A 21,443-nucleotide genomic window follows, 5' to 3' on the forward strand; every position below is an offset into this window, starting at 1 on the left:
ATGACGCGCACAGTCTCCGCCTCACATTTTTTGTGGCGCAGGAACACTTGTCAAAGCTTCAGTACCACACTTGTCGATCTTCAGCAGCACTTTGCGGGCATCAACTTACAGTCACGCCGATTGAATCCGTCGAAACAACCCCGGATAGTCGAGCACGATGCCGTCATCATCGACCGGGAGCACCGCTTCAAAATCCACTTCCAGCGATTCGAACTTGTAGTGCTGCACCCCGTCAATGCGCCCGAAATGCGTGTAGCGCTGGCGTGATGGGCTGACTTCCAGCGTTGGAAAATCGACATAGGCCACGTTGATCTCCGCCGATTTGCCCGGCTGCAAACCGAGGCGGCGAATCGGCAGCGTGTTGGTGAAAGGTGTCGCGCGCAGATCCACGTCGAGGCAGCCGTCGAGTTCCGGCAGCGGCTCGCCGTCGGCGGTGTGCCAGCGGCCGTCCTCCGCGCGCCGCAGGTGCACGCTCTCAACTGTCGCGCCCGCGTCGACGAACTTGTACACGTCCAATTCGCGCATGTGCCAGTGCGCATCGCAGCAGAGGCGATAGATCACGCGCATGGGCTCGCCTTCGATCACGCCGAGCAGTGTGCTCTTGATCACGTAGCAGTTCGCCCGCGCTGAAATATTGAGCAGTTCTGTACCGGTGTTGTCCCAGCGCGTCCACAAGAGATTGCGATCCATTAACGTTTCTCCCAGTCCCACAACCCATAAGCGACTTCATCCGGCAGGGGCTGCCCCGCCAGCGTGAGCGTCATGCCGATTTCGCCGCGGTGATAGCCTTCATGCGCGATCAAATAGCCGAGGAAGCCCGCCACATGCGGCTTGATGTTGGGCAGCTTGCCCTGCTCCACGCCGCGCTGAAATAGCGCGCCCATGCGTTCGCCGGACTGTGTCAGCGCAGCGCGGAGAACGTCTTTGGTGAGCGCGTCTTTGTCGGCTTTGGTCTTGGTCGGCAGCTTGGGCAAACCGACCGCCAGATCGGGCGCGGCGGGTTCGAGCCACATCCCACGCACCTTGTGCAGATGCGCGAAGATTTCGGCAACGCTGCGCCCCTTCATGCCGACGGGCACAGCGGACAGCGCATCCGGGGGGATGGCGTCCAGCAGGTAAAGGTTGATGCGGTGATTGATCATCCACGAATCGACCAGTTGATCGGTCATGCTGCCTCCGGGCACGGTGCGCGCAGCGTAATCACAATATACGCACATTATAGAACATGAGTTCTATTTCTAGCAACCGCTATCTGGCGTTGAGGGCGAGGATTTCGGGGATCTGGTGATGGATAGTGAAAATGACGAGATTATCCCCGACTTCGACCGTGAGATCGCCCGGTGGATGCACGTCGACGTTCTTGTTGCGCTCGTGGAGCACAATGTCGATATCGTGCTCGCTCTGAATGTCATCAATCGTCTTGCCGGCCAACTGCGATTCGGTTTCGACCTGTAAGCGCAGGAGGCTGTAATCCTTGTCGTGAATGTTGAAGGTCGGCGCGACATCCACGCCCATCGCCATCCCGGCGAAAGCCGGCGCAGCCAGATCCGATGAGCTGAGCGTCTCGACGTTGAGCGACTTCTTGAGATGGGCGGCAAATTCGTCATCCCACATGCGCACGACGATCCGTGCCTGCGGATTCATTTCCCGGGCGCGTACGCACACTTCGAGATTGAGGAAGTCTTCGGAGGTCGCGACGATCAACGCGCGGGCGAAGGGCAACCCCGCCCGTTCCAGCGTGTGGCGCGCGCGGCCATCGCCGATAATGAGCGGCACGCTCAGGCGCGTCAGCTCGTGTTCCAGCCGCTCGTGACGGTCGAGGTCAATCGCGACCACCTCAATCCCCATATCGGCCAGCGACCGCAGCACGCGCAGCCCAATATGCCCGATCCCCAGCACGATCACATGATTGCGATAGGTCGACACGACGGCCTCCTCCCACGCGCTGCGGCGCTCGGTACGGTCAAAAAACAGGCGAACAAAGTCAGATGCGCCGCGCCCGACGATGTAAATGGCGAGGATGGGCATGACATACCAGAACGCGATCAAATGCGGCTCGTCCGGCAGATCGATCACCGGATTGAAGACCATGAGCGAAATCATCGCATAGGGCAGATCGACGAGCGGGATGCGTTCGTGACCCGCCAGCGCCCATAATTCGCCGTAGATCACACCGCCGACGATGGTCGCCAGCAGGAACACCGTGATGGGACGGCGAAACTCGTGCCACAGCGCCGAAGTGTCCCGCCACGCCGCGCGCAGCATGCGACCAAAGCGGTCGATGCGGCGGCGTCCCCGCGGGGTGACTAAGCGCATCTGCGACAAGCGGTTCTCCTACTGAGCTTCAGCATCCGACGCGGGCTGATCATCCGCGGTTACAGACGATAGATGAAGACCCACGATGAAATTGTAACTCCGTTTGTCAGCGCCCGGTATTTGCTGCGCCGCGAACATCTCTTTTTCCAGATCCAATAAGCGCTCAAAAAAGGTTTGCGCCTGTTCCCGCGTGAGGTAGAGCGGCGTGCGGCGGAACAGCAGCGCGTCCGGATGCGGCGCGTAGACCTCCATGTTGATCAGGCCGCTGCGCAGCGCGGTCCGCAGGTCAGCGCGCGTTTCGTCGAGCACGACATTCATCACGTATTCCATGCCCTGCTCGCCTTCCGGCGTCGCCAGCGTGAGCAGCGACCGGTGAATCGGAAAGGTATAGGCCGTCACCTGATAGAACTTCTCTTCGACCGCGCCCGCCAGTGGGCGCGTTTCGACCACGCGGATGAAGCCGTGCTTTTCCAGCTGGTGGATTTGGTAGTACAGGCGCGTGAACGGCACATCGAGCACGGCGGCGATATCGTGGATGCTGCGCGGTTCGCCGACGAGTTCGCGCAAAATCCGCTGGCGCACCGGGTCAAAGTAGACCTTGAGGGCTTCCAGATCCGTGATCAGGTGCTCAGATTGGGGACGGATTGGCTCATCAGTCATCGGGGCTTACCTCTCATTGAAAAATCATTTTCAACGTCTTGACAGTCAAAATCAGATCATGCTATGCTGACGTTGCAAAAGAATTTTAAACGCACGATGGATGTTGGACAAGGTGGAGCAATGCAGACCAAATCACCGACCGATGCTACTCCGGTGCTGATCATCATTTTTCTACTGTTGGCCGCGGTGAATCTCCTCACTGGAGAGTTGTTGGATGCCCTGCTGTGGGGCGTCATCGGCGGCGGGATCGCTTTAACCCGCCGGATTGAAACCAACAGTCCGAAACGCAGCCAGATTCTGGCGTATGCCGTGGTGGGCATCGCGCTGATTCTGGTGCTCGCCCGTATCTTGACTGATCTCGTTCAATAATCAGGGAGTCTTGACTCATGAAAAGCTTGATCTTCATCATCACGGCGCTGCTGCTGGCGGTGATCCCCGTCGCCGCGCAAGACGACGCAGTGCCGCGCTTTGAGCCTGCCGACTGTCCGTTTGACGCCGACGGCAGCGTCGAGTGCGGCTTCGTAGTCGTGCCCGAGTTCCACGCACAGCCCGACGGCGACACGATCCGCCTGTCGGTGGTGATTCAGCGCGGCAGTGACCCGGATGCCGCCCCCGTAATTTTGCTCTCCGGTGGCCCCGGCGAAAAGACGACGGAGAATGCCGAATTTGCGCTCTTCGGCGGCTTCTCGACCCTCGCCGATGACACGCGCGACTTCATCGTGTTCGATCAGCGCGGCGTGGGCTTATCGGAGCCCGCGCTCGAATGCCCGGAATATGCCGAGACGATGCTGGCGTGGCTGGAACGCGAACCCGATCCGGAAGCATCAGCACAAGCCGTGTATGACGCGCTGCTGGCGTGCCGCGCGCGCCTCGCCGCGGAGGGCATCGACTTTGCCGCGTATAACACGCTCGAAAACGCCGCGGATGTCGCCGCCCTCACCGAAGCGCTCGGCTACGAGCAGGTGAATCTGGTGGGCGTGTCGTATGGGTCGCTGCTGGCGCAGGCCGTCATGCGTGACTATCCGGAAATCGTGCGCAGCGTCGTGATCGACTCGGTGCTGCCGACCACGCGCAGCTTCTTCATCGACATTTTCGACACGGTGACGGATTCGCTCACCCGCCTGATTCAGGCGTGCAGCGCGGACGCCGCCTGTGACGCCGCCTATCCCGATCTGCAGCAGGTGCTGTTCGACACCATCGACGAACTGAACGCCAACCCGCAGGTGATCAGCATCACCGACCCGCTGAGCGGCGAAACCTATGATGCGTATCTCACGGGCGATGCGCTGCTTGGCAATCTCGCCATCTTCCTGTATCAGGCCTCGCTGCTGCCCCTCCTCCCGCAGACGATCTATGACGTCAGCACGGGCAGCTACGACCTGATGGCGCAATTGAGCGGTTTGGTACTGCCCGCCTACAACGCATTGTCACGGGGCATGAATTACTCGGTGTTCTGTGCCGATGACTTGATCGGGCGCACGCCGGAAGAGCTGCTCGCGGCCTATGAAGCGCTGCCGCCGCAGTATCGCGGGCAGGCCGATCTCGAAGTGTTGATGGAGACGACCGGATTTGCGCTGTGTGAGGCGTGGGATGTGCCCGCGCTCGACGACAGTGTCAAAGAACCCGTCGTGAGCGACATTCCGACGCTGGTCATGGGTGGGCAGTATGACCCGGTGACGCCGTTCAGTTATGCCGAAGAAGTCGCCGCGAACCTGAGCAACAGCTACGTCTACGAATATCCGGCCGTCGGCCACAGCGTGATCAATTCGAACACGTGCGGCGCATCGATGGCCGCGGCCTTCATCACCGACCCAACCACCGCGCCCGACGACGCCTGTATCGCCGACCTGCAGCCCGTGCAGTTCGCGGTGCCTGTCACTGACGTTACCTTCGAGCCCTTCACCAATGAAGCGATGGGCTTGACGGGCGAGATTCCCAGCGGGTGGGCAGATCGCGGCCAAGGCATCTACATCGACTCGGCGTCGGCGACGCGCGGGCTGATCCTTCAGGCGTTCCCCGGCACGCCGCAGCAGGCGGTTGATCTCCTGTCTTCGCAGACCGGATCACCTCTGGAAGAAGGCGCGACCGAGACCATCGGCAGCTACGAGTGGACGTTCTATCAGGTGACAACGCAGGGCTTCAGCTTCGATGTCGCCGTGACCAGCGACGGCGGCACAGTCGTGCTCGCGGTCCTGCAGGTGCTGCCCAGCGAGCGCGATCAACTGTTCGCGAGCATCTTCCTGCCCGTGCTGGCGACCATTCAAGCGTCGTAATTCAAACCTCCGCGCTCACCCCTTTTCGGGTGGAGGTAAGTAGGTGACGGAATATCTCCGGCGGGGGCACAGTGTACAGTGCCCCCGCCGATGTTTCTCATCGACCTACAGCCCGAATCAATACCATATTGATCCCACGCAGGCTGGACTATAATGGGGAGACGCACGTCTCTTCAGCTTATTGGAACGGTCATGAATCCTAAACCTCGTCTGTTGATCGCCTACGCGCATCCCGATGATGAAAGTTTTGGGCTTGGCGGTGCTATCGCCAAGTGGGTCGATGCCGGTGTCGACGTCTATTTGATTTGCGCCACCAACGGGGAGCGCGGCACCGTCGCGCCGGAACTGCTGCAAGGCTACAACTCGATTGCCGAACTCCGCCTCGCCGAACTCGAATGCGCGGCTCAGAAGCTGCGCCTCACCGAAGTGTTCAAGCTCGGCTACAAGGACAGCGGCATGATGGGTTCGCCCACCTGCGAAGACTCCGAATGTCTGTGGCAGGCCAACGTCGACGAAGTCACGCGCCGCTGCGTGGAAATTTACCGCGAGGTGCAGCCGCATGTCGTCGTGACCTTCAACAAGTATGGCGGTTACGGCCACCCGGATCACATTGCCATTCAGCGCGCCGCGACCAAAGCCTTCCACTTGGCGGGTGATGCAAATTTCGTCACCGGGCAGCCCAGCTATAAGCCGCAAAAACTGTACTACTCCAGCATTCCCAAGCGCCAGCTTCAGCTCGGCATCACGATGCTGCGCCTGCGCGGCATTGACCCGCGCAAGTTGGGACGCAATAAAGACCTCGATCTGGTCAAGATTCTCGAAAACGTCGAACCGACGCACACCAATCTCGACGTGAGCCGCTACTTCACGCATTGGGACGAAGCCAACCAGTGCCACAAAAGCCAGTTAGGCGGCGGCCCGACGTGGCGCATGCCGTTGACGCTCCGCCGCTGGTTCGCGCCGCATCAGGGCTTTACGCGCGTCGTGCCGGCCCCGGCGCACAATCGCGTCGACGAAACCGATCTCTTCGCGGGTGTCACCGTCGATGCCCGACGCCAATTGCAAGCTGCTGCTGACTAAATGCGCACCCTTCCCCCGGTCAGTTTCCCCTTCTCCTCCCGGAGAGGGGGTCAGGGGGTGAGGCTGCTGGGGAAATGAGCCAATTCCCGTGACTGAATCCACTGACGCCGCCGCGCGCATTGACCGCCTGCTCGACGCGATTGAACTCGTCAAAACGAATCGCCGCCGCGAAGCGCGTGAATTGCTGCGCGATCTCATCGAAGAAGACAGTGATTTTGAAGATGCGTGGCTGTGGATGAGCGTCGCCGTCGATTCGCTCGATCAGAGTTCGATCTGTCTGGATAATGTGCTGCGCGTCAACCCGAAGAACAGTGAAGCAGCGGGCGCGCTCTACCGCATTCGCATCCCCGAAATTGAGATGGAAAAGCGGCGCACCCGCTTGCGCTTCTACCGTGATATCGCCTTTATGTCGATGTGGGTGCTGATTCTGCTGTCGCTGTTCGCGGGCTTCAACACCATCATGGGCGTGGTCGCTGCGAGCGCTCCCCGTGATCCACGGGGGGTTTTGGGGGGGGCCCCCCCCCCCCCCCCCCCGGGGGGGGGGGGGGGGCCCCCCCCCGCCGGCCCCCCGGGCGCACGTCCTCATTTAACAACGGCGCGTAGTTCTGCGCGATCACCGCCTGCCCATCGGGGCTCTGCGCCCAACCGATGAAATTGCGAAAGTGGGTCTCCGGCTCCTGCAGCCCCGCGAAGTAGACCAGCGCGCGCAGCGGGTAGGCATTGTTGGCGACATTTTCGAGGGTCGGCGCAACATTTTCGATGCGCAGGGGGTACACGCTGCTGTTGAGGTAGCTCATCGACACATAGCCGATGGCGCCCGGCGTGCGCGCCACACTTGTCACGACCGCCGCGCTGGACGGCGCGATCTGCGCGGTCGTCGTCGTCCGCCGATCCCCCATCACCAGATTTTCGAACACCAACCGCGTCCCTGAACCATCTTCGCGGCTGATCACGGTGATCGGCAGATCTGCGCCGCCAAGTTCCGCCCAGTTGTTGATCCAGCCCTGATAGATGCTGCGCAGGCGCGCGACGGTCAAGTTGCCGACCACGTTCGCCGGATGTACGATCACCGCGATGCCGTCCTGTCCAATCGGCAGCGCGATCATCGGGCCGAGTTCTTCCGGCGGCAGGTAATTCGTCAGCAGATAGGCATCGTCGTGCAGGAGCACTTGATCCACCATCGCTTCGTAATTGCCGGTGTTGACTTCAAAGACCACCGCCGAATTGACACGGCTGTAGGCCGCTGTCAGCGTGTTGATCAGCGGGATTAGCGGCGTCGTCACATAGATCCGCAGCGCCGTCACTTCGGTCGTCGGGGTCGAGGCGGGCAGCATCTGCCCGCTGCAGCTTGCCAACGTCAAGGCGGCAACGACAAGAGCGCGTCTGGCTTTTTCCATACGCGCTTAGCGTTCCTGAGTTGTCTGCATAGCAGAGTTCGATGTCATCGTTTAGCCAGTTGCGAGATACCGTCCCAAAAAGCTTTCGACATACTGGTCGATTGAGCCATCCAGAATTGAGCTCCGCATGGCACGCACGTGCCGAATGAGGAAGCGAATATTATGCACACTCAGGAGGTAGTGGGCTAACAGCTCTTTGGCTTTGACCAGATGACGCACATAGGCGCGGGTGAAATGCTGGCAGGTGTAGCAGTCGCATTCGGGATCAATCGGGCGACCGTCGCGCGCATGGGCGAGGTTGCCCATGTTGATCGTGCCATCGTAGGTGAAGGCCGCGCCGTGCCGCGCGATGCGGGTGGGGAGCACGCAGTCGAAGATGTCGATGCCGCGCACAATCGCTTCGGCCAAATCTTCCGGCGCCCCGACACCCATCAAATAGCGAGGTTTGTGATCGGGCAGCATGGGAACGGCGAAATCGAGCGTAGAATACATTTGTCCTTTGCTCTCGCCGACCGCCAAACCACCGACCGCGTAGCCGGGGAAATCCAGCGTGCGCAGGTGTTCGGAGCACTGCAGGCGCAAATCTTCGAAGATGCCGCCCTGCTGGATGCCGAACACGGCCTGCACGGAATTATCGGGGTGAGCATCGCGGCAGCGCGTCGCCCAACGCATGGTGCGATCCACGGCGCGTTCGACAATGCGTCGATCCGTCGGGAGCGGACACTCATCAAAACACATGATGATGTCCGCGCCGAGATTCTCTTGAATCTTGATCGAGCTTTCGGGCGTAAAGCGGTGCTTGCTGCCATCGAGATGGCTGCGGAAGGTCACGCCGTCTTCATCAATCTTGTTGATGTCGGCGAGGCTAAACACTTGAAATCCACCGGAGTCGGTGAGGATTGGCCCGTTCCACCCCATGAACGCGTGCAGCCCGCCCATATCGCGCACCAATTCCGAACCGGGGCGTAGATGCAGGTGATACGTGTTGGAAAGGACGAGCGTCGCGCCCATTTCGGTGAGGTCGCGCGGCGGCACAGCCTTCACCGTCGCCGCCGTCCCAACGGGGGCAAATACTGGCGTCGGGATGTCGCCATGGGGCGTGTGCAGGATCCCGGCGCGCGCCTTATTTTTGGTTTTGAGGATTTCAAAATAAAATGACATAGGAAGCAATCGTCCAGAAAAAGACGCGTTGGCCGATTATATCAGAAGTTTCGCCTCATGGTTAAAACTGGCAAGAAGCGATGATCAGCTTATACGACCTACTCGAAGCGGCCAACGGCCAGCCCTTTGGCGAACCCGGTGCGCAGTTGTTCAATGACTTTTCCTTCGATTCGCGCACCACGACCGATTCGAATCTGTTCGTCGCGCTCAAGTCCGACCGCGGCGATGGGCACCAGTACATCCGGGAGGCCGTCGAACGCGGCGCGACCGGGGTGCTGTGCACGCGCCCGCCAGATTTTGACGTCGAAGGGGTGTCGATCATCCTCGTCCGTGACACGCAGGTCGCCCTGATGAAGTGGTCGCATTACGTGCTGAACAAGCTCGGCGTGCAGGTCATCGGCGTGACGGGCTCATCGGGCAAAAGCATCACCGTCGAAGCGATCACGCAGGTGCTCAAAACGCGCTTTGCCGTACAGCGCAGCAGTGCTGACGGTGGCGGACGCATGAGCCTGCCGCAGACCCTCGCCCGCCTCTCACCGGAACACAAAATGGTCGTGCTGGAACTGGGCGCGACGCAACCCGGCGAAATGGCGGACATGATCTCGGCGATTCAGCCGCAGGTCGGCGTGGTGACGCAGGTCGGCACCGCCTACGGTGACCTGTTCGAAAACTCCGAACACCTGATGCAGGAAAACGGCCTGCTGGTCGAATATCTGTCGCCCAAAGGCACCTGCATCCTCAACTATGACGACGACCGCGTGCGCAGCATGTCGACGCGCACCCGCGCTCGCGTGCTCTCGATGGGCATCGAAGGTTTCGGCGCGGACTTAACCGCCTATAACGTGGTGGTCGGCGCAACGGGGACGGGCTTTGACGTGCGCTTCGGCAGCAACCGCTACATCGGGCGCTGGAGCCTGCTGCTCGGCAAGCACCAGCTCTACTCGATTCTCGCGGCGCTGGCGGTCGGCATCCACTACGACATCGATCCCGCCGATGCGCTCAAGGCGCTCACCAATTTGACGCCCCTGCCCGGGCGCATGAACCCGCTCAACGGCGTCGGCGGCTCGCTGCTGATCGACGATTCGTACAGCGCCGATCCACAGTCGACGCTCTCCGCGCTCGACTGGCTGGAAAGCGTGACCGACGAACAGCGCCGCGCGATCTTCGTCATGGGCGATATGGACGGTCTCGGCAATTATACGCAGCGCGGGCACCGCCTCGTCGGGCAGCGCGCCGCCAGCTTCATCAAGACGTTTGTGACCGAAGGGCCGGACGCCGCGCTCGCCGGACGCGCCGCGCTCGATCAAGGCATGGATCGGCGGCAGGTGGTGATCACCTACAGCATCGAAGACACGGTCGCACGCCTCAAAAACGAGATGCAGTTGACCTCCAGCGACATTGTACTGATCAAGGGCGGGCCCTCCGCGCGCATGGAGTTCGTGACCTCCGCGCTGCTCGCCAATCCTGAAGATGCGAAACAGCTCCCGCGCAGCATGTTCATCGAACAGGCGCAGCCGTTCATGGCCCATTCGCGCCCCAGTTGGGTCGACATTGACCTGAACGCGCTGGCCAACAACGTCCGCCAGATCAAGACGCACATCGGGAACACGGTCACGCTATTCGCGGTCGTCAAAGCCGACGCGTATGGGCACGGCGCAGTCTCGGTCGCGCGGACGGCGCTGCTCAACGGCGCGGAATATCTGGCGGTGGCCTCGGTGAGCGAAGCCGTCGAACTGCGCGACGCGGGCATCGAAGCGCCGATCCTCGTCATGAGCTATACGCCCGTGCAAGCCATCCGGCAGGCCGTGCGCCAGAACATCACCGTGACGCTCTACGACATTGAACTCGCCCGCGCCTACGACCGCGCGGCGCGGGAAGCGGGCGGCGTGCTGCGCGTCCACGTCAAAGTGGATACGGGCATGGGGCGGCTCGGCGTGCTGGCGACCAATGCCGTGCCCTTCTTCCGTTCGATGCTCAACCTGAATCATCTGGAAGTCGAAGGCATTTACACGCACTTCTCGATGGCCGACGAAAGCGTCGACTACACCGCCGAACAGACCAAAACGTTCAAGCGGGTGCTCACGCCGCTGCGCGCCGCCGGGTTCAGCTTCAAGTATGTGCATGCGGCCAACTCGGCTGGCACGCTGGCGAGCAAAGAGAATCACTTCAACGCAGTGCGCGTCGGGCTGGCCATGTATGGTCTCGCTCCCTCGGAACTCGTTCCGCTGCCGCCGGAGTTCCGCCCGGTGATGTCGTGGAAGACGACCATCGCGCAGGTGAAAACGCTGCCCAAGGGACACGCCGTCGGCTATGGCAACACCTACACGGCGCAGGACGACGAAAAGGTCGCCGTCATCCCGGTCGGCTATTCCGATGGGCTGCGGCGCGCGCCAAATAACTGGGGCTTTGTGCTGGTGCATGGTCAGCTTGTGCCGATCATCGGGCGCGTGAGCATGGAGAAGACCATCCTCAACGTGAGCGCGCTTCCCGAGGTGGCGATTGGCGATGAAGTGGTGCTGCTCGGTCAGCAAGGCGAGGCCGTGCTCAGCGCTGACGACATTGCCAAGCGCATCGGGACGATCAACTATGAGGTGGTGTGCGGGATTCTGCCGCGCGTCCCCGCGACGGTGAGCTGCACGATCCCGGTGGTCAGCCCAACCAGCCGAAACCACACGTTTCGAGCGCAGCACTCTAACGTTAAGGCACTGGAAATAGGTTTCGAGGCGATACTTCCGGTGGATGATAAAAGCCTCGTCTTCAGTCGTCCCGGAAGTTTCCGGCGTACAATAAGTTCAGCGTCTTAGTGTGGAGTAGTGGCTAATGGCTGTGACTCGCGTCTCGCCGCATGAAGAAGTCTTCGAGTTCTTAGTATCTGCCCCATCGCTCGAAGCGATCATCGCGTTTCGCCCGTCCGAGCAAACGCAGCAGCGCATCCGCGATTTATTGGCGGCGAACGATGAGGGTCAACTGAGCGCTGAGGGGAAAGTTGAGTTGGATGAATTCGCGTCTGTGGAACACTTCGTCCGCATGTTGAAGGCACACGCGCGGCTTAAACTGTCCGAACCATGACCTACATTTCCGAAACACTACGCCGACAGGTCTTTGAGCGAGCACAACACCGCTGCGAATACTGCCATCTCCACGCTGACGATGGCTATATGCCACATGAAGTCGATCACATTCGTGCCGAAAAGCATGGTGGCAAAACCGATGAAAGCAATTTGTGCTTAGCTTGCTTTGACTGCAACCGGCATAAAGGCAGCGATTTCGCCTCGTTTGACCCGCTAGACGACAGCATAGTCCCGCTCTTTAATCCGCGCAGAGATCATTGGAAAGAACACTTCCAGCATGTGGGCAACCGCATCCACCCCATTACCGCACAAGGGCGGGTAACGGTTCAACTGCTGCAAATGAATGCCCCAGATCGTTTGACGGAACGGGATATCCTTATCAAAGTGGGCACCTATCCGTAAGCAGACAGGTCTAGTGATCTTCAGCTATTTTCCTTCGGCGGGACGCGATTGCTCGCGTCCCGCCGATGCTTTTACTTACGCCTTCTTCTTGCTTGGGAAGCGGCTGATGACCGTTGCAGTAGCGGCAACCGGAGTCCGACTCGCTGTGGCGCCGACCATCACATGGATCGCCGTGCCGTCGGCAGTCACGTCCTCATGGAGCAGCGCCTGCCCCAACTGGTAACCTTCGCTGTCGATGCTGCACGACGTCACAAAGCCGACGAGTTTCCCGTTGGCATCCATGACGAGATCGCCGGGGTGCGGCGGGCGCGCGCCAAGCGTATTCAGGCGGAAGCGCACCACCTGACTCGTGCGCGTCTGTTCATGCTGCGCAAACGCCAGCTTGCCGACGAAGAACGGCTTGCTCAGCTTGACGTAGCTGCTGAAGCCCGCATCTGCCGGGTTGAGGCCGTGTTCACCGCCCAGTTCGTGACCATACAGCGGCAACCCTGCTTCCGTGCGCAGACTGTCGCGCGCGGCCAAGCCCGCCGGGGTGACGCCCGCCGCGATCAAGCCGCGGAACAGCGCCGCCGCCTGATCGGGATGCACGAACAGTTCAAAGGCGATCCGTTCGCCCGTGTAGCCCGTGCGGCTGATGATCAGGTTGTATTCGCCGACCTTCGCCGTCGTCACGCCCGCCCACGGCAGCGCGTTGATCTTCTTCTTGTCGGCGTCCGATGCGCCCAGCGAGAGCAGCGCCGTCTTGCTGTTCGGGCCTTGCAGCGCCACATCCACGCGCCGATCCGCCCCGCTCGACTCCGCGCGCAGGTCGCGCAGCACGAGGCGATCCGTCCCGGCGACGCGCCGTTCGGGGTTGGCGCGGTCGATGGCAACTTCGCCGTTCTTGACCGCGTTCAACCACGCCCAGTTCTTATCGTTGTTCGAGGCGTTCACGACGATCAGGTAGTGCTCGTCCGCCACGCGGTAAATCATCAGGTCGTCGAGCGGCACGCCGTCCACATCGAGCAGATAGGTGTAGTGCGATTCGCCGACCGCGAGGCTGTACACGTCATTGGTCGTCACGGCATCGAGGAAGGCCGCCGCACCTGCACCGGTCGCGTCGAACACGCCCATGTGCGTCACGTCGAAGATGCCCGCCGCCGTCCGCACTGCTGCGTGTTCCGCCTTGACTGTGCTGTACCAGAGCGGCATCTCATAGCCCGCGAACGGCGCCATCTTCGCGCCGAGTTCCTTGTGCAGCGCGGTGACCGGCGTGGACTTCGGCTCGCCTTCGGCGGGTTCCGTCCACTGGAAGATCGGCAGCGCGGCGGGTTTCGTCCCGGCGAACTGCGCGCCATTCAAGCCGACATAGTAGGCTTTGGGCGCGTACACGTCCGCCAGTTGGACGGTCAGGCGGTTACGATCCGTCTGCCCATAGCTTGATACATCGACCGGGCCGGGCGCTTTCGCATACGGATCGACCGGGTCGCACAGCACAAAACCATCGGAGAGCGCGCGCAGCCAGGTTGCAACGCGTGACCCGTTCGACTCGACGTGCAGCAGGTAGCCGCCTTCCGCCAACCGTTCGACCACACCGCGTGCCATCACCGAGCCATCGGCTTCCAGCACCTGCGTCGGCTGCTGTTCGCCCGCCTTGAGCGCCAGCACATCGCTGGTCAGCGCGAACTGCAGGAAGCGCCCCGCATCGGCCTGACCAATGTCACGGATCGCCAGCGTCGTCCAGTCTTCGACATCCGCCACGCGATCCATGTAGTAGAAATGCGGGTAATCTTCGTCGCCCGCGCTGGTATCGATGCCCACGCTGGCGGAGAGGTCACGCACCCCACTCTTGACGCGCTGCAGCACGTCAAAATCGACCTTGGCGCGCGGTTCCGGGCGCTTCTTGCCCGTGTAGCTGAACGGTTCGCAGGCGTGCAGCAAATCGGCGATCAAATCGCCCAACTGGTCGATCTCCGCGTCGCCAAAACCGCGCTGCGTGATCCACGGCGTGCCCAGGCGAATGCCCGACGCCCGGAGCGCGCTGCTGTCACCGGGGATGGTATTGCGATTGCACACGATCCCCGCGAGGTCGAGGATGCGCGCGGCGATGTCACCGCTCAACGGCGTGCCATCTTTGCCGACCACGTTCTTGGTATCCACCAAAATCATGTGGCTGCCCGTGCCGCCATAGGCCACGCGCAGACCACGGGCTTCCAACTTGGCCGCTAAACGCGTTGCATTGTCGACCGTCTGCTTCTGCAACTGCTTGAACTGATCAGTGTAGGCGAGGCGCAGCGACACGGCCAGCGCCGCAATCGCATGGACATGCGGGCCACCCTGTTCGCCGGGGAACACACCGCGATCCACCTTGCTCGACACGTCACTGCGGTGCGTGATGATGACCGCGCCGCGTGGGCCTGCCAGCGTTTTGTGTGTGGTGAAGCTGACCACATCGGCGATGCCGACGGGCGACGGGTACACCCCCGCGATCACCAGCCCGGCTACGTGCGCGATGTCCGCCATCAAATATGCGCCAACTTCCTGCGCGATGTCTTTGAAGGCCTGCCAGTCCGGCGCGAAGGGATAGCTCGTGAACCCGGCGATGATGATCTTCGGGCGGGCTTCCAGTGCGATCTTGCGAATGGCGTCGTAGTCGAGGCGTTCCGTCACCGGGTCGACGCCATAGCTCGCGACCTTATACTGCTTGCCGCTGCGCGCGACCGGGCTGCCATGCGTCAGGTGGCCGCCTTGCAGCAGGTCCATCCCCATGATGGTGTCGCCCACGTTGATCAAGCCCGTAAAGATCGCGCTGTTGGCCGGAGCACCAGAGAGCGGCTGCACATTGACGTACAGCTTTTCAGCGGGGTACTGCGGCGTAGCGAAAAGTTCCGCGGCGCGCCGCCGCGCCAACGCTTCGACGATGTCGGCGTATTCCGTGCCTTTGTAGTAACGCTTGTCCGCCACGCGGCGATATTCCGGCAGGCGGGCGTTGTAGTCGAGGATTTCCGCCTGCGACATGGTGCGCGTTTCGTCGAGGGGATAGCCCTCGGCGTAAATGTTGTGGAAGGAGGAGGAGAGCGCCTCGCGCACGGCCTGCGGCACGGTGCTCTCAGAAGGAATCATGATCAAGTACCGCTCTTGCCGCGCGGTTTCATGGCGGATCAGCTCCGCTACATCGGGATCAAGCTCAGCGAGCTCGCCGCGGAAAAGAAAGTCTCTGTGATTGGGCATGGGTGCAGTCCTAATAAGCATACGGCATAGGCTTATTTTAACAGAGGCTCACCCAAAATACTTGTGAGGGCGACGAACAGGAGGTTGAGCAGTTAGCCTCACGCTAAGGGCTGCAAGCTAACTGCTCCGGGCTCACGGCTCCTAATGCGTTTCGTGTTCGACGGCGTTCATGGCCGCGCCAATGATGCCCGCTTCGTTGAGCATCTTCGCTGGGACGATCTCGGCGTTCGCCTGCAAGAACTCTTTGTATTTATCAAATCGTTTGCTGACGCCACCGCCCAGAATGTACAGGTCGGGCGAAAACAACAGATCTAAATAAGCCAGATATTCGTTAAAGCGCTTCGCCCACTGCCTCCAGTTCAATTCCTTCTCTAAGCGAATGCGGTCGGACGCGCGATCTTCGGCGTCCTTGCCGCGAATGATCAGGTGGCCGAGTTCGAGATTCGGCACCAGATGCCCGTTAACGAACAGCGCCGCGCCGATACCCGTGCCGATGGTCAGCATCATGACCGGGTTCGGGTTGTTCATGCCCGCGCCAAACCGCATTTCCGCCAGCCCCGCGGCATCTGCGTCGTTGATCAGCGTGACGCGGCAGCCCGTCTTCTGCGTGAGCAGGTGTTCGGCGTCGAGATTCACCCAACCGGCGTCGACGTTCGCCGCGCTCAGCGTGCGCCCGTGTTTGACCACGCCGGGATACCCGCAGCCAATCGAGCCTTCCCACTTAAAGTGACGCGCGATCTCGACCACGCCATCGGCGACTGCTTCCGGAGTCGCAGGCTGCGGAGTTTCAACGCGAATACGTTCTGCCAGCAATGTACCTGTGTTGGTATCTACAGGGGCGCCCTTGATGCCAGAGCCGCCAATATCGATTCCGAGAATCGCCATGTCATCCTCTCCTCTTGATAGAGCCACTTCTATTATCGCCAAATCCCCCGAAAATCGGCAAAAACGAACTTTGCACCCCTATCGGGCATTGTGCGTATAATCGATAGTCACCCATGCGAAAGGATCTGCCGATGGCCACACTCGATCAGCCGCTCTCGACTCCGACGCGCATCAGCCGCACCGCGCGCCCGCCGGGCAGCGTCCGCTTTGACCTGATTGTCACGCTGCTGGGCGCGTGGTTCGTCGGCGGGCTGTTCCTCGACGGTTGGGCACACAATCACGGGCGCGTCGACAGCACGTTTTTCACGCCGTGGCATGGCGTGTTGTATTCCGGCTATGCGGCGGTCGGCCTGTTCCTCGTGATTACCCATTTTCGCAATGTCGCCAAAGGCTATAACTGGTGGCGCGCGCTGCCCACCGGCTACATGGTCTCACTGCTCGGCGTGCTGATCTTCGGCTTCGGCGGCGTGTTCGATATGTTCTGGCATCAGGCGTTCGGCTTCGAAGCCAACACCGAGGCGCTGCTCAGCCCTGCGCACTTGATCCTCGCGCTGGGTTCGTTCATCTTTGGGTCGGGGCCAATCCGCGCCGCGTATGCGCGTAAACACGCGCGCGGCTGGCGCGACTTACTGCCGCTCGTGCTGACACTGGCGTACATGCTCTCCGCCCTGACGTTTTTCACCATGTTCATCAGCCCCTTCAGCAACGCCAACGCGCTGATCGCACCGATGGCGCGCGGGCAAGGCTGGGTCGATGGCTACGGTGTCGGGTCAGCGCTTGTCGCATCGGCCATGTTCATGGGAGTGATTCTGTTCGCGCTGCGCCGCTGGTCACTGCCCGTCGGGAGCATCACCGTGATCCTCACGATCAACAGCACGCTGATGTTCCTGATGCAGATGCGCGCCGAGCCGAACTTCCGCTGGCTGCTGCTGGTCGCCCCGCTGACGGGCCTCCTCGCCGATGCGCTGCTCTACTTTTACAAGCCCTCCGCCGCGCGCTTAGAACGTCTGCGCCTATTCAGTTTCGTCGTGCCGTTCGTCTATTTCCTGCTGTTCATGCTTCTGCTGAATCAGGTGGGGATCGAGCTGTATCGCCGCGGCCTGTGGTGGACGATTCACATGTGGGCCGGGATGCCCTTGCTGTGCGGTGCGACTGGCGTGTTCGCCAGCTATCTCATCTTTCCGCCTGCGATACCTACCGAGGAGTCAGCGTGAAAATTCTCATCACCTGTGCCCTGCTCCTAATCATGAGCAGCCTCTCTGCTCCAGTCCGCGCGCAAACCTGCTCCAGCAACGGCACGAACGCCGACGTGACGCTGGAATTCGAAAATTACCGCACCGACTCGGTCAGCCTGTTCTGGATCAACTACAGTTGTCAGGAACAGTTCTACACCGAGATCGCCGCCGGGATGACGATGTCACAGCCCACCTATGATGGACACGAGTGGGTGATCCGCGCGGCGAACGGCGACGAAATCACACGTGTGATCGCCAGCACCAGCGGTGACCCGGTGGTGATCATCGGCGAACCCTTCGCCGCGCCCACTTCGCCGCTCGATTTCACCTACCGCCCGGAAGCGCTCCGAACCGTCGCCGATTTCGACCCGACGAAAGGCTGCGTCGTACGTCCGGTCACACCCGCCGACGATCTCGACCCGTTCTACGCAATCATGTGTGCTTACGCGGGCATCCCGATCGCGAGTTCGGCGCGTGTGCCGGAAGCGGCGCTGCAAGCGGCCTGGGGCGTCGTCGCGGTCATGCTGGACGCGCATCCGCAGGTTGTCGAGCAGATGCTTGAACATAAGCTGATCATCGGCATCGTGGCAGAAGACGAGGGCATTACCGATCTGCCCGAATACGCCTTCCTGCGCGATGACCCCAACATGGATTGGAACGCCCGCTCCCGCGGTTTTGGCGGCAACGTGCAAGTGCCGCTCATGTCCGGCGCGGAGGAGAATGTGCTCTGCTACCCGACGGATCCCTACCTCGGCGAGAACATCTTTGTACATGAGTTCGCGCATACCATGAAAGACATGGGCATTGCCCTCGTCGATCCGCAGTTCAACGCCGCGCTGGATCTCGCCTATCAGGCGGCAACAGCCGAGGGCTTGTGGGCGGACACCTACGCCATCAGCACCCTCGAAGAATACTGGGCGGAAGGCGTACAGGACTACTTCAACACGAATCTGGAAGCGATTCCGACCAACGGCATTCACAACGCGATCAACACCCGTGACGAACTCGCCGAGTACGATCCGACCTTGTATGCCATCATCGACACGGTGTACGGTGGCTTGGAGTGGACGCCAACCTGCCCCTGAGCAGTGTTAAAGAGACACTCCCAAAAGCCTGGACATACGCCAACGGACGCGATAAATCGCTTCCCTACGAAAACTGTTTCGGTTTGTCGAGCGCTGTTGGCTCCCCTCCCTGAATTCGGGGAGGGGCCGGGGGTGGGGTCAGAATCTAGGCAAACAAAAACCCCTCTCGCGGAGAGGGGTTTTGATTTGATTCTGCTTACTCGGCAGCCGGAGGTTCTTCGGCTGGCGGCGCTTCGGTCGGAGCCGCGCCTGCCATCGCTTCCGGCGGCAGGTCGCCGCCTTCCGTACCCCAGCGCTGCGTGAAGCCCACGCGGCGCTTTTCCGGTTCCAGGTGACTGATACGCAGCTTGAGGCGGTCGCCCTTCTTGACGTACGAGTGCGGTTCTTTCAGCGAACCGTCGCCCATTTCGCTCAAATGGAGCAGACCTTCCAGCCCATCGTCCAGCGCGACGAACGCGCCGAAATCGACGACATTCGTGACCGTACCTTCGACCAACTGGCCTTCGTGGTACTTCTCCGCCGCGGCTTCCCACGGGTCGTCGAGCAGACGCTTGCGTGAGAGCGCAATGCGGTTCGCGCCGCGGTCGAGGCTGAGGACGTACACCTGAATCTCTTCGCCAACGCGCAGCACATCCCGCGGGTGATCGACACGATGCCACGCCAATTCGCTGACGTGGATCAGGCCGTCCGCCCCGCCCAGGTTGACAAACGCGCCGAAGTCGCGCAGGCCCGTCACCGTGCCCTTGACGATATCGCCTTCCTTCAGTTCCGCCAGCAAGCGCGCCTTCTGCTGCGCGCGCCATTCACGCTGCGCTTCGCGTTCGCTGAAAATGAGACGGCGCCGCGCCTGATCAACTTCAATCACCTTGACGTTGAGTTCAGCGCTCAGCAGATCATCCCACGATTCGCGCCCGCCGGACGCGCCCATCGACATCAAATGCGAGCTGGGGATAAAGCCTTCGAGACGGTTCCACTGGACGAGGATACCGCCGCGATTGTGCCCCTTAACCGACACCTTGACGATGTCTTCGGTCTCCAGCAGCGAGCGGGCTTTTTCCCAGTCGTACTGCTGCAAACCCATGTTGATCGACACGATCAGATTGTCGTCCTGATCGCGCGGATTGATGACATACACCGGGATTTCTGCGCCTACGCGCAGGTCGCCGCGCACTTTCGGATCGAGTCGTTCCAGATCCTGAATCGGGACAATCCCGTCGCGCTTCGCCCCCATGTCCACAATGACTTCGCGTTCGTCGATCTGCAGAATCGTCGCATTGCGGATTTCACCGCGCTGCGGCGGATTGTAACTACCGAGCGACGAATCGAGCAGAGCGCGAAATTCATTGGCAAAATCTTGATCTTGCTCCACCCCGGGCTTTGAAATATCCATCGAAAACTCACCTTACGAGAGATTACCCAATACACCACTACACAGACATTACTGCCGTCTGTAACCCGAAAGCGCCCACGCGCGCTACATTATGACTCACGAAAATGTTATGCTGATTATATCAGTCTTGTGTCGGAACGACGTAAACATTCTCTGTTTTCTAATTCATGTCCGGCAGCGCAATTCCCCGCGTCCCGCGATCCACTTCCCAGGGATACACGATGTACGCGTCGGTGCTTGCGCCGTAGAAATCCGGTCGTTCATGCGTGAACAAGGAACGATAGGGATTATAGTGCAGCACGCACGTCATCCCGGTTGCGCCCGCGGAAATCACGCGTTCACGCACCGAAATGCTCGTCCGACCACTCCCCCACACATCATCCACAATGAGAATGCGGCGATTCGCCAGCAACGACGCTTCCGGGAACTGCAAGAACTGAGGCCAGGCCAGAAGTCCGGGCGCTCCCTGCGTTTGCACCGCTGGGAAGTCGACCGCCGCCGTGAGCAAATGTTGAATGCCGAGCGCTTCCGCCAGCATCCCGCCGGGGATCACGCCGCCCCGCGTGATCATGATCATCCCCGTGAACAACCCGACCGCTCGGATTTGTGGGATCAGCACATCGACCAGTTTGTCGACATCTTCCCAGGTGAGTCTTTCGTGTCGCCTAGAGCCTTCCGGTCTATCCATACTGCATTCCTTTGAGACCAGCGGGAAAATAGAATGCTATTCTATCATAATCCGGTAGGCTGTGTGAACCATCCACTGTTGATTGCGTGACTCTCTTAATGTTGGCGTGGTCTGGTTACTTCAGCGCCTCGTAGGTTTTGCCAATTTGCAGCAGATGATTCTGGCTGTGGTTCACGTAGCCGATCAGCAACCCTTCCGCGCTGATCTCGCCGAGATCAGGATGCAGCCCCTTGCGTGCCCACTGCTCATCAGTCAGCGACTCCATCAGCCGCGCCCAACGGTGATGCAGCCCGCGCAGAATCGCCAGCGAGTCGGCGATGTTTAGGTCACGTGCTTCGGGCGTCTCCGCCCAATCGGTCTGCTCGTACGGTTTGAAGGTCGGGTAGTCCTCGACCTGAATGTGCTTGAAGCGCGCATAAGCGTGCATGTGCGCATCCGCTAGGTGATGCACCACCTGCGCAATCGTCCATTCGCCGGGGAGCGCCTCGGCGGTGAGCTGCTCGGGCGTCATGTTACGCACAGTGAGCTCAAGCACGTCGGGAAAGCTGCGAATTTTGGCGATCAGGGGTTGGCGTTCTTCAGGGGTCATG

The 21,443-nt window shown here is 60.8% G+C and carries 19 protein-coding genes; 8 read left to right on the plus strand and 11 right to left on the minus strand.

Going from position 1 to position 21,443, the window contains the following annotated elements; genetic code table 11:
* Positions 1-111 precede the first annotated feature (111 nt).
* The 4 genes from IPK17_RS16930 to IPK17_RS16945 all read right to left on the minus strand — a co-directional run bounded on the left by IPK17_RS16930 (position 112) and on the right by IPK17_RS16945 (position 2,976).
* Positions 112-690, minus strand: coding sequence for a putative glycolipid-binding domain-containing protein (locus IPK17_RS16930; RefSeq protein WP_343418870.1), 579 nt, complete (start codon positions 688-690; stop codon positions 112-114).
* Positions 690-1,169 carry a DinB family protein gene (locus IPK17_RS16935; protein WP_343418871.1) on the minus strand — a complete coding sequence of 160 codons (480 nt, stop codon included), beginning with the start codon at positions 1,167-1,169 and terminating at the stop codon, positions 690-692. Before IPK17_RS16935 ends, IPK17_RS16930 begins: the two co-directional genes overlap by 1 nt.
* A gap of 79 nt (positions 1,170-1,248) precedes the next feature.
* Complete coding sequence (locus IPK17_RS16940) at positions 1,249-2,316, minus strand: potassium channel family protein (protein ID WP_343418912.1); 1,068 nt, start codon at positions 2,314-2,316, stop codon at positions 1,249-1,251.
* Between the two features lie 18 nt (positions 2,317-2,334).
* Positions 2,335-2,976, minus strand: coding sequence for a helix-turn-helix domain-containing protein (locus IPK17_RS16945; protein WP_343418872.1), 642 nt, complete (start codon positions 2,974-2,976; stop codon positions 2,335-2,337).
* Between the two features lie 120 nt (positions 2,977-3,096).
* Between IPK17_RS16945 and IPK17_RS16950 the strand changes: the two genes are divergently transcribed.
* The 3 genes from IPK17_RS16950 to IPK17_RS16960 all read left to right on the plus strand — a co-directional run bounded on the left by IPK17_RS16950 (position 3,097) and on the right by IPK17_RS16960 (position 6,329).
* The gene (locus tag IPK17_RS16950; protein ID WP_343418873.1) at positions 3,097-3,345 is read left to right on the plus strand and encodes a hypothetical protein; all 249 of its coding nucleotides are present in this window, start codon (positions 3,097-3,099) and stop codon (positions 3,343-3,345) included.
* Between the two features lie 17 nt (positions 3,346-3,362).
* Positions 3,363-5,249: an alpha/beta hydrolase gene (locus tag IPK17_RS16955; RefSeq protein WP_343418874.1), complete on the plus strand. Its 1,887-nt coding sequence runs from the start codon at positions 3,363-3,365 to the stop codon at positions 5,247-5,249.
* A gap of 192 nt (positions 5,250-5,441) precedes the next feature.
* Complete coding sequence (locus IPK17_RS16960; protein ID WP_343418875.1) at positions 5,442-6,329, plus strand: PIG-L family deacetylase; 888 nt, start codon at positions 5,442-5,444, stop codon at positions 6,327-6,329.
* Positions 6,330-6,787: 458 nt separating this feature from the next.
* On the opposite strand, the gene IPK17_RS16965 is transcribed toward IPK17_RS16960, so the two are convergent.
* A complete protein-coding gene (locus IPK17_RS16965; RefSeq protein WP_343418876.1) occupies positions 6,788-7,726 on the minus strand; it encodes a phosphate ABC transporter substrate-binding protein in 939 nt (312 codons plus the stop codon).
* Positions 7,727-7,777: 51 nt separating this feature from the next.
* Positions 7,778-8,887 carry a tRNA guanosine(34) transglycosylase Tgt gene (gene tgt, locus IPK17_RS16970; RefSeq protein ID WP_343418877.1) on the minus strand — a complete coding sequence of 370 codons (1,110 nt, stop codon included), beginning with the start codon at positions 8,885-8,887 and terminating at the stop codon, positions 7,778-7,780.
* Between the two features lie 80 nt (positions 8,888-8,967).
* Here tgt and alr point away from each other — a divergent pair, with 80 nt between their 5' ends.
* From alr to IPK17_RS16985, 3 genes are read left to right on the plus strand one after another with little or no spacing between them, the layout of a single operon-like run.
* Positions 8,968-11,691, plus strand: coding sequence for an alanine racemase (gene alr, locus IPK17_RS16975; RefSeq protein ID WP_343418878.1), 2,724 nt, complete (start codon positions 8,968-8,970; stop codon positions 11,689-11,691).
* Between the two features lie 16 nt (positions 11,692-11,707).
* Positions 11,708-11,956, plus strand: a complete 249-nt coding sequence (locus tag IPK17_RS16980; RefSeq protein WP_343418879.1) for a hypothetical protein — start codon at positions 11,708-11,710, stop codon at positions 11,954-11,956.
* Positions 11,953-12,360, plus strand: coding sequence for an HNH endonuclease (locus IPK17_RS16985; RefSeq protein WP_343418880.1), 408 nt, complete (start codon positions 11,953-11,955; stop codon positions 12,358-12,360). Before IPK17_RS16980 ends, IPK17_RS16985 begins: the two co-directional genes overlap by 4 nt.
* Before the next feature lie 75 nt (positions 12,361-12,435).
* Here the strand turns inward: IPK17_RS16985 and IPK17_RS16990 are convergent, their stop codons facing one another.
* Positions 12,436-15,570, minus strand: a complete 3,135-nt coding sequence (locus IPK17_RS16990) for a serine hydroxymethyltransferase (RefSeq protein WP_343418881.1) — start codon at positions 15,568-15,570, stop codon at positions 12,436-12,438.
* A gap of 141 nt (positions 15,571-15,711) precedes the next feature.
* Positions 15,712-16,455, minus strand: coding sequence for a polyphosphate--glucose phosphotransferase (ppgK, locus tag IPK17_RS16995; RefSeq protein WP_343418882.1), 744 nt, complete (start codon positions 16,453-16,455; stop codon positions 15,712-15,714).
* A gap of 131 nt (positions 16,456-16,586) precedes the next feature.
* Between ppgK and IPK17_RS17000 the strand changes: the two genes are divergently transcribed.
* Together IPK17_RS17000 and IPK17_RS17005 are read left to right on the plus strand one after the other, a co-directional pair.
* A complete protein-coding gene (locus IPK17_RS17000; protein ID WP_343418883.1) occupies positions 16,587-17,669 on the plus strand; it encodes a hypothetical protein in 1,083 nt (360 codons plus the stop codon).
* On the plus strand, positions 17,666-18,775 hold the full coding sequence (locus IPK17_RS17005; RefSeq protein ID WP_343418884.1) for a VHL beta domain-containing protein: 1,110 nt from the start codon (positions 17,666-17,668) through the stop codon (positions 18,773-18,775). The genes IPK17_RS17000 and IPK17_RS17005 overlap by 4 nt, the downstream gene beginning before the upstream one ends.
* 196 nt (positions 18,776-18,971) lie before the next feature.
* Here IPK17_RS17005 and IPK17_RS17010 read toward each other — a convergent pair whose 3' ends face one another.
* From IPK17_RS17010 to IPK17_RS17020, 3 genes are all read right to left on the minus strand, one after another.
* On the minus strand, positions 18,972-20,165 hold the full coding sequence (locus IPK17_RS17010) for a 30S ribosomal protein S1 (protein WP_343418885.1): 1,194 nt from the start codon (positions 20,163-20,165) through the stop codon (positions 18,972-18,974).
* A gap of 160 nt (positions 20,166-20,325) precedes the next feature.
* Positions 20,326-20,853 (minus strand): phosphoribosyltransferase, encoded by a 528-nt coding sequence (locus IPK17_RS17015; RefSeq protein WP_343418886.1) that lies wholly within the window; start codon positions 20,851-20,853, stop codon positions 20,326-20,328.
* A 115-nt stretch (positions 20,854-20,968) separates the two neighbouring features.
* Positions 20,969-21,442: a DinB family protein gene (locus IPK17_RS17020; protein ID WP_343418887.1), complete on the minus strand. Its 474-nt coding sequence runs from the start codon at positions 21,440-21,442 to the stop codon at positions 20,969-20,971.
* Position 21,443: the final 1 nt, after the last annotated feature.

The organism is Candidatus Flexifilum breve, assembly GCF_016713355.1.